Source organism: Chryseobacterium shigense (assembly GCF_014207845.1).
Taxonomy (GTDB): Bacteria; Bacteroidota; Bacteroidia; order Flavobacteriales; family Weeksellaceae; genus Chryseobacterium; species Chryseobacterium shigense_A.
Window position 1 is genome coordinate 1,517,474 of sequence record NZ_JACHLC010000001.1, and the last position, 11,486, is coordinate 1,528,959.

Genomic DNA, 11,486 nt, shown 5'->3' on the forward strand with positions numbered 1-11,486 from the left:
TGAATTTTAAATATACCTGAATTAACCAATGCAGATTAAATCTTATTTTTCATTCCCATCAGTAAGCCCGGTAAGCAAACCACTTTTTAAAATAATATTTTTAATTAAGGCTTCCTTATAGCTCCAGTAATCACTGTTTCTTGGCATTTGATTTTCCAGGATGATCAGATTGACATCGTCTGAAGGAAAATGAACATTCAGGCAAGTAAAACCATCGCCAAGCCCGGTTACTGCATAATAACTGAGCCCTGATTCTTTAATGATACGAACGTTATAACCGAATCCCATATCTTCTTTTCCAAAAACATCATGCTGTGATTTTGTTGTAGGCGAAGTCATCATTTTAAATGTTCCTGATTTTAGTAATCCTCCTTCAAATAGTGCCGTGTTCCATAATGAAAGATCATGAACTGTTGATACAATTCCGGCTGCAGGTAAATTATCATTATTTATGAATGATTTTTCTACCTTTTCAAAGTTATTTTCTTTGTTCATGTAACCGTTTACAAGGCCCCGCTTGTTATCTTTATTGTAACAGAAGGTATTTTTCATGTTCAGTTTTCTGAATAATTCATCCGCCAGTTCAACATATGTTTTACCTGATATTTTTGCAAGGATTTCGCCTAAAAGCATATAAGACAGGTTACCGTACTTGAATTGTGAACCGGGCTTAAAAACAAGCGGTTTCTCGGTATCCACAATTCCGTGGGTATGATTAAGAAGCTGATGAACCGTAACCAAATCTGCCCAACTCTCCGTTAAATCCGGAAGGTATTTTTTGATGGGAGACTGAAGGTTTATATTTCCCTTTTCCACTTCTTTCAATATCAGAACGGCTGTAACCTGTTTTGAGTTTGACATAATTTCAAACTGGTCATCAGATTTTAACGGAATATTGTTACTGAAGTTGCTATAACCAAAGGTTTTAGCATATTTTACTTTTCCGGCTTTTGTTACCAGAACCGTCCCGTTAAATTTTATAGGATCTGAATTCGTAATAACACTGTCAATTTTTTTTGAAAAATCATCTGTTTTCTGGGCTTTGGTTATTGAAAGACTAAGTAAAGTGAATAAAAATCCGGTAAGTTTTAACTGCATTAATTCTGTTTTTTATTTGTATAATAATTCCACACTGCTTTGGTTATATCAGCAATTGTTTTTTCTGTTTCTGCTCTTTCTTCGGTAATATTTTTCAGATATACGGAAAGGATAAAATGTTTTCCGTTAGGAAGTTTAACAATTCCTACATCATTCATTGCTGCCCTGAGATTCTGGTCATTCGTTCCGGAAATTCCTGTTCTGTGAGCAAGCTCTGTATCTTTTGGCAATCCTGCCTTCATCCAGGTAAGGCCGCGTGATGTTTCCACCATAATCTGGTATAAATATTTTGTTGTTTCCTTTTTCAGGACTTTTCCTTTATAAAATTTCTCCAGAAGCCCGGTCGTTGCCAAAGGTGTTGAGGTATTTATGTATAAATTATCCCAGGAAGACATTCCCTGTTCATCCACTTTAATTGTAAAATCCCGGATTCCCTGCTTATTGATAAACTTCTGAACGGCTTCAGTACCCCCTACTCTCTTTATAAGTATATCGCAGCCGTTATTATCGCTGTGCGAAACGGTATATCTCAGTATCTGGTCTAATGTCAGGTAAACATTTCCATTCGGATATTCATCCCGCATGGGGCTCCATGTATCAGGAAGAAGTTCTTCTTTTTTTACAAAGATCTTCTGGTTTAATTTTAATTTTCCTTTATCCACCTGATCCAGGACAGTTAGTGCAATATGAAATTTAAAAACGCTCATCATAGGCATTTTCAAATTTCCGTTGATGCTTACCGTATCTTTATCTTCAATACCTTTCACAGATATTCCGGCGGTTGCATTTTTTGTTGAGATGATCTGCTGTATTTCTTTTCTAAGGTTTTCAGTGGATTGTGCTTTTACAGTAAGGTTGAGTGACAGAAGGACTGTAAGAGGTATAAGCTTCTTCATTAAATTTATAATTTCAGTTAGTGTTTTATATTTATTTTTTTAAATAAAAATCATAGGTAAGTCTGGAAATATCGGCAATTATCTTTTCAGAATCTTCAAAGCTTTCAAAAGTATTGTGAACAAAAACAGCAATGTATATTTTCTGTTTACCCGGAAGCTCTATAATTCCAAAATCATTAATTGCCCCGGTCATTCCTTTTTCATTAGTAAAAGATGTTCCGGTTCTGTGTGCAACGTTTATATTTTCAGGAAGTTTTCCTTTAAGTCTTTTTCCCCCGGTAGTATTGTTCACCATTGTGTCATAAAGCCATTTTGTATTTTCTTTATTAAGAAGTTTTCCTTTATGGAATTCTTTAAGAAGATGCACTGCTTCATTGGGAGTGATTTTGTTTACAAACTGGGAATCCCAATCCTTATGCATATCCTCTTCATTGTTTTTTATGATGAAATTTTTACCAGCTATAAATTTCTGTACCTGTTCCGTGCCGCCAATTAATCTTAAAAGAATATCAGTCAAGTTATTATCACTATAGGAAATCATCCATTTCATAGCCTCTTCCAGGCTTATTGATATATCTCCTTCGGGATGCTCTTTTTTAAACGGACTCCATGTATTTTCCAAAAGCTCTTCTTTTCTAATAAAAATTTTCTGGTTCATGGATAATTCATTGTGTTCCACTTTGCTGAGAACGGTTAATGCAATCGGAAACTTTACTGTACTCAGCATTGGATACAATTTTCCACCATTAATTTCAATAAAATCATTCTTTCCTGCTCCGGAAATTGAAACTGCGACATCTGCTTTTTTTCCGGAAAGTAATGCCTCAATTTTCTTTTTTAATACTATACTTTGGGCATTCTGAGCAAATAGATTTAGGCTCAATAAAGCCATGAACAAAGAAAAAATTATTTTTCCGGGAATCATTTGGGAAATTATTTGTGTTTTGGGTTTATCGGGTACTCAAATATTTTATGAAAAATAGAAAATATTATTCAATACCAAAATTTTTATTTCTTTTCTAGTGAATATCGTTCAGCTTTTCAGATATTACAGATTCTCATAAGTCTGATCAACCAGAAAAGATATTGCTTTTTTTATTTTTTCGCGTCCATCGGCAGTATTGAGATCTATCCCGCAAAAAACACTTCCATTTACGGAAGCATACATATTAAGATAATAAAGTCCTGAAACCATAATAGCAGCTATTGCACGGAAGTCCCACGAACGTTCTCCAAAATAAGGATCAATAACCAGTTTCAAAAGACTTTCTCCGCTTTCTTCCTGCATATTGGTGAGCTTCGTCAAAGATTTCCGGGATTCGGATAAACGCCAGAGCAGCAGCTTTTGAAATTCCTTATTAGTATGTACATAATCAAATTGCTGAAGCAGCATTTTTTCCATAAACAACCTTCCTCCATCTCCTGTATCCGGCATTATCTGATCGGTTGTTACATTACTCCAGTAATCCTGCGAACGGATATATTCGTCCATCAGGCCATCCATCCCGCCAAAATAGGTGTAGATCATCTTTTTGTCTACTCCTGCCGTAGCAGCAATATCATTGATTTTCAATGCTGCATATCCTTTTGTTTTCAGAATTTTTCCAACTGCATCCAGAAACTTTTTTTTACTGCGTTCCTTATTACGGATGCTGCCTGCTGCTGATTTTCTTTCCATGATTAAGCATTCAATTATACAAGTTTATGAAAAATTTTATTAATTTAAACACTAATTAGTGTCTTATTTTGTATATTTGCCGAAACTAAACCATTCTACATATATAAACACTATTTAGGTTGAAAAAAACTAGGAACAATTCCGCGCAGGAATAGTCATTAACATTGAGTCTGTAAAAGAACATAAATGACCTTCATAAAACGGCCCCCTTAGTTTATTTCCTTTAGTTTAAAAATGTTTCAGAAATAATGACAGAATGAAGCGTTGGAGAAATAATGATTTGAACACACTAATGATGATGTATTAAAAGAGTTAGAAAGTAATTGTTTCCATAGCAAAAAAGGCAATTTCGAACACCAAATACTAAGGTAAAAACACTAAATGTAAGCGGCAGCATTAGAACCCTAATGCTGTTGTTTTATTTTATGGTAAAAAATAACATACGTTTTCATTAATCTATTTCTAAACTTTCTTTTCTGATCCATTAAGAGGTGATGAGTTATTAAGAAAATTAAGCTTCCTTGAAAAATAAAAAAGAAGATGACCATTTCAAAATGGTCACTTCTAATCGTATTATATCAATGATTTGGTGTTCATACTGTTTTTAAATAGCCATACAAAATATATTATCACAGGACAGAATATTCTTTCTTATCTGAAAAGACATCAATCATCACTTTCGCAATTCTCTCTTTCTCATCATCCGAAAGATTGGATCCTGAAGGCAGACATAAGCTGTTTCCGAAAAGTTCTTCAGCTACTTTTCTTCCGTAATACGGGGCGTCTTTAAATATCGGCTGCAGGTGCATTGGTTTCCAGATAGGACGGGATTCAATGTCGTCTTTCAAAAATTCCAGACGTAAGTCTTCAGGAGTTATTGATGATTTTGTTTCGTCAATGGTAATAACAGACAGCCAGTGATTGCTGTAGAAATCTGAACTTGGTTCTGAGAAAAGTGTTACTCCATCTAAATTCCTGCAAAGTTCATCATAAAAGCGGTGTACATTTCTTCGTCCTTCTACTCTTTCTTCCAAAACTTCCATTTGTCCCCGCCCGATTCCAGCACTGATATTGCTCATCCTGTAGTTATAACCAATCTGGGAGTGCTGATAATGCGGCGCTTTGTCCCTGGCCTGCGTAGATAAAAATACGGCTTTGTCTTTATCTTCCTGGGAATGGCAGACCAGTGCACCACCTCCGGAGGTCGTAATAATTTTATTTCCATTGAATGATAAAATACCAAAACGTCCGAAAGTGCCGCAAGATTTCCCTTTGTATCTGGAACCTAACGATTCGGCAGCATCTTCAATTAAAGGAATTCCGTAATTGTCTGCAACGGTTAAAATTTCATCCATTTTTGCGGGCATTCCATAAAGATTAACCACAATTATAGCTTTCGGCTTTTTACCTTTTGAAATCCTGTCTTCTATTGCTTCCTTCAAAGCAGCCGGGCACATGTTCCAGGTATCTTTTTCAGAGTCTATAAATACGGGAACAGCTCCCAGATAAACGATAGGATTTGCAGAGGCTGAAAATGTCATGGACTGACATATCACCTCATCTCCAGCGCTTACATTACACTCAATTAATGCCAGATGTAAAGCGGCAGTTCCCGCAGAAAGTGCAGCTACCTTAATTTTTTCATTCAGGAATATTTCCAGATCCTGTTCAAAACCGTCAACGTTCGGACCCAAAGGAGCTACCCAGTTTGCATCGAGTGCCTCTTTGATATACTTTAATTCGCTGCCCCCCAGATGAGGAGATGATAGCCATATTTTCGATTTCATATTTCTACTTTTACTATTCTAGATTTTTAAACTTTTACTCTTTATAATTTTCCCGGGATTGCCTACTACTGTAGCACCATCCGGAACATCAGCGATGATAACGGCTCCTGCACCAATGGTACACCATTTGCCAATTTCTATTCCCGGGATCACACTGGCCCCGATTCCGATGTGGGTTCCTTCACCTACATATACATTTCCGGCCAGCGCGACATTGGGAGATATATGAACAAAGTCTTCAATGATGCAATCGTGGTCAATAGAGGCATTGGTATTGATAATACAGTGCGCTCCTATTTTAACTGCCGCATTTATGGTAACTCCCGGCATGGCAATGGTTCCCTCCCCGATCTTTACTCTTTTGGAGATTGCCGATTTGGGATGGATGAGCGTAATATAATTGAACAATCCTCCCTGCTTCACTATTCTTTTCCGAATTCTGTTATTTCCGATAGAAATAAGTATGTCTATTTCATGCGGGGGAATTTCGTGAAGAACACGATAGCTTAATACTCTTTCCTTTAAAGGGTTATCATCGATATAAGCTTCAATCTTATAACCGGTTTCTTCAGCTATTTCAGCTACCACTTTGCCATGACCACTTGCTCCGAATAAATACATACTCTGTCTACATTTAAATTAATTACTCCCATTAAAAATTTCTGCCGTTGCCTGCCCTGCCTGGTTTATTCCTTCTTTTTTTATCACTTTTTTTAAAGTAAGAAGAATCACCCTGCAGTCTGTTTCAAATGACAAATGATCTATATACCATATGTCCAGTTCAAATTTTTTTGTCCACGAAATAGTATTTCTTCCATTCACCTGTGCCCAGCCCGTAATACCGGGGCGTATATTGTGTCTTCTTTTCTGATCTTCATTGTATAAAGGAATATATTGTGGCAGCAGGGGTCTCGGACCTATAAGTGCCATATCTCCTTTTAATACATTAATTAGCTGCGGAAGCTCATCCAGGGAAGTCTGGCGGATAAAACGCCCGATAGCCGTCAAACGTTCCGAATCCGGCAGGTAATGGCCCTGTCTGTCTTTTTTATCATTCATTGTTTTGAACTTGATGATGCTGAACATTTTTTCATTCAGGCCCGGTCTGGTCTGAACAAAAAAAGGCTTACCCTGATTTGCGATGTACAGTAACACTGTTACCACGATAAAAACAGGAGATAACAAAATCAGGCCTGTTAATGCAACCGTAAAGTCTATCATCCGTTTAAAAAAAAATTTATACACGATATTTTCTTTCTTTAAGCAGTTTGTTATATTCACTTAATAAGGCATCCCAAACCACGGACTGCTCATAGCGGGACTGAATCATTGGCCGGGCATTCATTTTCAGCTGATGATAATAATCCACATCTGATATCATTCTTATCATTGCTTCTTTGAGCTTCTCACTATTCTTTGCCGGAACTATGACTCCGTTCCTGTTTTCTACAATAATTTCGTTGCAGCCATTGATATTGGAAACGATACTTGGCAATCCCATCGCTCCGGCCTGCATTACCACATTGGGAAAACCTTCCCGGTAACTTGGAAAAACCAATGCATCAGCAATTGCAAAATAAGGGCGGACATCTTTCTGAAAGCCTACAGATATGATATCAGGATTATTTTTAATCTCTTCCAAGGTGTTCTGTTCCAGCGGATCCAGTTCCTGTTCCAGCGGACCAACCAATAATAATTTAGGCCGGTATTGTGTGCTTCCTGTTTTATTTAAAAAGGAAAATGCTTTAACCAGTTCATTAATTCCTTTGTCTCCTACCAAACGTCCTACAAATACAAAAACAAAATGAGTGTCTTTGATATTCAGTTCCTGCTTTAGAAGCTGTCTCTGTTCTGCAGTAATCTGCCCATGTGAAAAATAGGTCAGGTCGATCCCATTTACATTTCCGTTCCCGATCACTTTTAACGATTTTGAAGTGATTCTGTATTGCATCAAATCTTTTTTCACTCCTTCTCCTTCCGGATAAACATGGGTAGCAGCCCAGCACAACAACTGGTCCATGCTGATAAGAAGTTTCTGCACCGCTCCTTTCCTGGTTGGAAAAATAAGCCCTGTAAATGTGTGCATACGGATAGGTACTCCGGCAATTTTACCCGCCAGCATTGTTAAAAGCCCTGCTTTAGGGGTAATGGAATGTACAATAAGGGGTTTTTCTATTTTTAAAATTTTATATAACTGATAGAGAGAAGTCAGGTCTTTTAAAGGACTTATTCCTCTTTCCATATTGACTTCAATTGTTTTTATACCTTCTCTCTGCTCTACTTCATCAAGCAAATGACCTTTGGAAGCTATTCCCACAACTTCATAAAATCCATTTAAAAACTTTAACTGTCCTTTTAACAAAACATTTAAAGACAATGGTATTGTTGATGTCCGGATTAGTTTCATATTTAATATAAGGATTGAATGTCTTTTATTAATCTGTTTCTGCTCTCTGCAACCAGGCTCATAGACTGATCCAGCTTCAGTTTGATCTGATCGTATTCTGAAATAGCCTTATCAAACATTTTTATCAGCAGGTCCGGCTGTACATCCTGAATCTGAATAACATAATCGTCCAGATTAAAATCTCCCATAATTCCCAGCGCCTTGTTGCCTCCATACCCTATTGCAATGGAAGGAACTAAGGAGGTAAGTGAAAATATGATGGAATGAAAACGTGTCCCTATGAAAAAATAAAAATTGGAATAAACTGCTTTCAGGACATCACAGGATAGGTTTTCATTGATCCAGATGATATCGGGATGCTGGATTTTCTCAAGCAAATCTTTTATGGCATTACGGTCATCTTCATGAGAATTCGGGCCTAAAGACTGGTTACATAAAGCAACCTTGTATCCTTTGCTTAAGAGATGCTTGGTAAGCTCCACAACCGAGTCGATGTATTTTTTGTACAATGCTTCCGGATTTGGTAAGCCCGGGAAACGCCACGGCCGGATGGTAACTCCTACAATTTTATCTTCTTTTGTTATATTATATTTCTGTAATATTTTCAGTGCTTCTTCCTGACTTCCTTTTTCCAGGAAAAATCCAAGATCCATTTCTACAGGAATATTTTTGCCCAATAACTCACTTAAGCTTTTTGCAGATACATTTTCACGTGCATACACCAAATCCAGCTGATTGAATACTGTACGTACCTGTTGTTTAACCGTCAGCCCTATAAACGGTCCATAAGAATTGGGCAGAAAAACTACTTTTTTTCCCAACGCTTTGGCAAGTCTTACATAAAACAGGAAATACCACATTAAATACGGAGCTGTTTTTTCACCATAAGCATGGATAAAACCTCCGCCTTTCACAAAAACGGTTTTCGCCTCATGAAACTGCTTAACGGTTTGGTAGGTCTTATCATCAAAGTTTTTCTTTACTTTTTCAAGATCGCTGCATATTTTAATGAGATGCCTGGTGTTTTTAAAATCCATTCCTGCATTTTTAATCTGCTTCAAAAGCTCAAATCCGGATTCTTTTATATGCTGATCGGCTTTATGCTGCCCTCTTCGCGGATGCTTTAAAATATTATCCAATAGTTTGAAGCCGTGTTCCTCGGACTGCTTGCATAACAGTGCCCTTTCTTCGTCATTATCTCCGGCGTCCAGTATGTACACTTCATCATAAAGCCCGGTATCTTTTGCCAGCCTCCAGCTTTCCCAGACCAATGCCTGATCTCCTTTATTCAAATCCGTTACTCCCGGTACTATTATAGCATTGTTCATTCTAAATCAGTTTTCCTTGTTTAATCCTTTGTGTGTTCTGTTTTACTTTATGGCTGATGTATACATTGAGTGCTATTCCGAAGGGAATGGCTATGAGCGTATAAAACCTGTTGGGGGAATCTTTAAAGAAATTCCATTTTTTGGCAAAAAGACATGAGGAGATATAATGTACTGAGTTCTTCAGCACTATTTTTTTACTGATTCCGTATTTCATTTTTACTTTTCTGTATTCGATAAATGAATTGGGACTGTCTTTATATCTTTTGTAGAGTCCATTGGACAGGCCGTCCTGCTGGTATTCTATGATACAGTAAATTTCATTTGAGAGAAGGAATTTATACTCCTGGTCAATCAGGGTAAAGATCCAGCTGACTTCATGAAAAATTTCATTTTCAAAATAGGGATACGGCAGGTACTTTTTGTACACTTCCGTATCAAAAATATATTTCTTGTCTCCTTTAATTTTGTAGTGATCTACCAGTTCAGAATATGTAGATTCTTTAATATCCGGTAAGTGTTCGCCTGCCACGGAACCATCTTCATAGGCATCCAGACCAATAATCCCTGCGGAATTGGCTTTTTTATTGGTTTTCCAAAATTTTAATATGTTTTCGATGCTGTCATCCGGCATGTAATCATCTGAATCGATACAGGTGAATAATTCAGTATCTATATAATTCAAAGCTAAAATCTGGGCGGCCAGTTTTCCTTTATTCTTCTGGTAATAATATTGTATTTCAATGCTGCCTTCTTCTATCCATTGCTGAACCTGAGCGGAAGTATTATCACCTGAGCCATCGTCTACAATGATCCATTTAAAATCCTGGCTGCTTTGGCTGCACAGGGAATTATAAAGCCTGGCTAGAGTCTTTTCTCTATCGAAAGTAGGTGTAAAAACGGTAATTGACTTCATGCTTTACCCAATTTTTTAAAGATTTTATCGAACTCCTCTACCTGGTTTTTCCTGTCGTAATTATTGAGGATCAGCGATTTTCCGTTGCCGGCGATAAACTGATACAATTCCCTGTCATAATAGAGTTTACAGATATATTCATAATAATCATCCACGTTATTGTGGGTAGCAATATATCCGGTAAAATTGTGCAGGATATAATCTGTAACTCCTCCCACGGGATTGGCAATAACAGGTATTTCAAATGCCAAGGCTTCCATAATTACACGGGGCAAACCCTCGGTATCGGACGGATGTATGAGAATATCACTGTTTTTAAAAATACTGTACGGATCTTTCTGGTTGAGCAGAATCTCTACATGATTATCCAGCTTATACTGATTAATTTCAGCCCTGATTTTATTTAAAAAATTCTCTGAAACGGGTGTATCATATACAGCTCCCATCAGAATCATCTTAAAATTAATACTGTTATCCTTTAGCTTCTTTGCCAAAGAAATTGACAGATCCTGACCTTTTGCCGGTAAAAAGCCGCCACAATGCAGGATCACCATAGGATCATTATCCTTACGCTCCGGTTTTTCTTTTTTGTACCGATCTACTTTCGTCAGATCAATAGCATTGGGTACAACAAAGATTTTTTCCAAAGGAGCCAAACCGCCCGTATAGATGGCCTGTCTTGTAGACTGGGATACTCCGATGAAATAATCGGAATTATACTTAAACATTAATTTTTTAAGGAAACCTATAGAATTATAAGCAAACCAGCCTCTTGCAAAATAAGCTATCTTATAGTCTTTCCCTTTCTTTAAGAGCGAATTGGTTTTGATGTTATTGATGATCACCACATCCGGCTTAAAGGTGCTCTGAAATTTTTTAAATTCTTTTTTCAGCCTGATCCAGTCCAATAAAAACAAAATGATATTGATCCCTATCTTAAAGGGATTTCTGGTACCAAAAATTGCAATTGGGCTATCATTTTTCTTTAAAATCTGTATTGGGATCTTATTGGCCTGCACATCTTCTATAAATTCACTGCAACTGCCCCAGAAATCTACGATAACCGAATTATGCCCCTCTTCATTTAGTCGTTTTGCCAATTCTATGGTGCTTTTACGAGCACCACCATGAATCTGAACGGCTTCAAGGAAAATTATATTCATTTTATATCACTTTCATTATTGTTGTATAATCAGACAAAATTGAGTTATAAGTTTTTTAAAGCTAAGTTTCACATGAGTGAACAATTACAATATCTTCAAAGCTAAAAGCCTGAAAATGTTGTCAGTATTTTCAATAATTAAAATGATTTTTTTTCAAATCTGTGTGTGCAGATATAGTAAAGATGTAGTAAAATTATTTTTAAAATAATATAATTA

The 11,486-nt window shown here is 36.8% G+C and carries 11 protein-coding genes; all 11 read right to left on the bottom strand.

Annotation, left to right across the window (positions count from 1 at the left end; genetic code table 11):
* Nucleotides 1–42: 42 nt before the first annotated feature.
* Complete coding sequence (locus tag HNP36_RS06995; protein WP_184159057.1) at nucleotides 43–1,098, bottom strand: serine hydrolase domain-containing protein; 1,056 nt, start codon at nucleotides 1,096–1,098, stop codon at nucleotides 43–45.
* Nucleotides 1,098–1,994 carry a class A beta-lactamase, subclass A2 gene (bla, locus tag HNP36_RS07000; protein WP_184159056.1) on the bottom strand — a complete coding sequence of 299 codons (897 nt, stop codon included), beginning with the start codon at nucleotides 1,992–1,994 and terminating at the stop codon, nucleotides 1,098–1,100. The genes HNP36_RS06995 and bla (HNP36_RS07000) overlap by 1 nt, the downstream gene beginning before the upstream one ends.
* 31 nt (nucleotides 1,995–2,025) lie before the next feature.
* The gene (gene bla / locus HNP36_RS07005) at nucleotides 2,026–2,886 is read right to left on the bottom strand and encodes a class A beta-lactamase (RefSeq protein WP_228456275.1); all 861 of its coding nucleotides are present in this window, start codon (nucleotides 2,884–2,886) and stop codon (nucleotides 2,026–2,028) included.
* Nucleotides 2,887–3,042: 156 nt separating this feature from the next.
* On the bottom strand, nucleotides 3,043–3,672 hold the full coding sequence (locus HNP36_RS07010) for a TetR/AcrR family transcriptional regulator (RefSeq protein ID WP_184159054.1): 630 nt from the start codon (nucleotides 3,670–3,672) through the stop codon (nucleotides 3,043–3,045).
* Nucleotides 3,673–4,301: 629 nt separating this feature from the next.
* Nucleotides 4,302–5,459, bottom strand: a complete 1,158-nt coding sequence (locus HNP36_RS07015) for a DegT/DnrJ/EryC1/StrS family aminotransferase (RefSeq protein WP_184159053.1) — start codon at nucleotides 5,457–5,459, stop codon at nucleotides 4,302–4,304.
* A gap of 18 nt (nucleotides 5,460–5,477) precedes the next feature.
* Complete coding sequence (locus tag HNP36_RS07020) at nucleotides 5,478–6,080, bottom strand: acetyltransferase (protein WP_184159052.1); 603 nt, start codon at nucleotides 6,078–6,080, stop codon at nucleotides 5,478–5,480.
* Nucleotides 6,081–6,098: 18 nt separating this feature from the next.
* On the bottom strand, nucleotides 6,099–6,704 hold the full coding sequence (locus tag HNP36_RS07025) for a sugar transferase (RefSeq protein ID WP_184159051.1): 606 nt from the start codon (nucleotides 6,702–6,704) through the stop codon (nucleotides 6,099–6,101).
* Nucleotides 6,697–7,866 (bottom strand): glycosyltransferase family 4 protein, encoded by a 1,170-nt coding sequence (locus HNP36_RS07030; RefSeq protein ID WP_184159050.1) that lies wholly within the window; start codon nucleotides 7,864–7,866, stop codon nucleotides 6,697–6,699. Before HNP36_RS07030 ends, HNP36_RS07025 begins: the two co-directional genes overlap by 8 nt.
* 2 nt (nucleotides 7,867–7,868) lie before the next feature.
* Complete coding sequence (locus tag HNP36_RS07035) at nucleotides 7,869–9,194, bottom strand: polysaccharide pyruvyl transferase family protein (protein WP_184159048.1); 1,326 nt, start codon at nucleotides 9,192–9,194, stop codon at nucleotides 7,869–7,871.
* Nucleotide 9,195: 1 nt separating this feature from the next.
* A complete protein-coding gene (locus HNP36_RS07040) occupies nucleotides 9,196–10,107 on the bottom strand; it encodes a glycosyltransferase family 2 protein (protein WP_184159046.1) in 912 nt (303 codons plus the stop codon).
* Nucleotides 10,104–11,270 (bottom strand): glycosyltransferase family 4 protein, encoded by a 1,167-nt coding sequence (locus HNP36_RS07045; RefSeq protein WP_184159044.1) that lies wholly within the window; start codon nucleotides 11,268–11,270, stop codon nucleotides 10,104–10,106. Before HNP36_RS07045 ends, HNP36_RS07040 begins: the two co-directional genes overlap by 4 nt.
* Nucleotides 11,271–11,486: the final 216 nt, after the last annotated feature.

Excerpts from the sequence above, each read along its gene's own strand:
- HNP36_RS06995 (WP_184159057.1), bottom strand. The coding sequence starts at position 1,098 with ATGCAGTTAAAACTTACCGGATTTTTATTCACTTTACTTAGTCTTTCA.
- bla (WP_184159056.1), bottom strand. The coding sequence starts at position 1,994 with ATGAAGAAGCTTATACCTCTTACAGTCCTTCTGTCACTCAACCTTACT.
- bla (WP_228456275.1), bottom strand. The coding sequence starts at position 2,886 with ATGGCTTTATTGAGCCTAAATCTATTTGCTCAGAATGCCCAAAGTATA.
- HNP36_RS07010 (WP_184159054.1), bottom strand. The coding sequence starts at position 3,672 with ATGGAAAGAAAATCAGCAGCAGGCAGCATCCGTAATAAGGAACGCAGT.
- HNP36_RS07015 (WP_184159053.1), bottom strand. The coding sequence starts at position 5,459 with ATGAAATCGAAAATATGGCTATCATCTCCTCATCTGGGGGGCAGCGAA.
- HNP36_RS07020 (WP_184159052.1), bottom strand. The coding sequence starts at position 6,080 with ATGTATTTATTCGGAGCAAGTGGTCATGGCAAAGTGGTAGCTGAAATA.
- HNP36_RS07030 (WP_184159050.1), bottom strand. The coding sequence starts at position 7,866 with ATGAAACTAATCCGGACATCAACAATACCATTGTCTTTAAATGTTTTG.
- HNP36_RS07035 (WP_184159048.1), bottom strand. The coding sequence starts at position 9,194 with ATGAACAATGCTATAATAGTACCGGGAGTAACGGATTTGAATAAAGGA.
- HNP36_RS07040 (WP_184159046.1), bottom strand. The coding sequence starts at position 10,107 with ATGAAGTCAATTACCGTTTTTACACCTACTTTCGATAGAGAAAAGACT.
- HNP36_RS07045 (WP_184159044.1), bottom strand. The coding sequence starts at position 11,270 with ATGAATATAATTTTCCTTGAAGCCGTTCAGATTCATGGTGGTGCTCGT.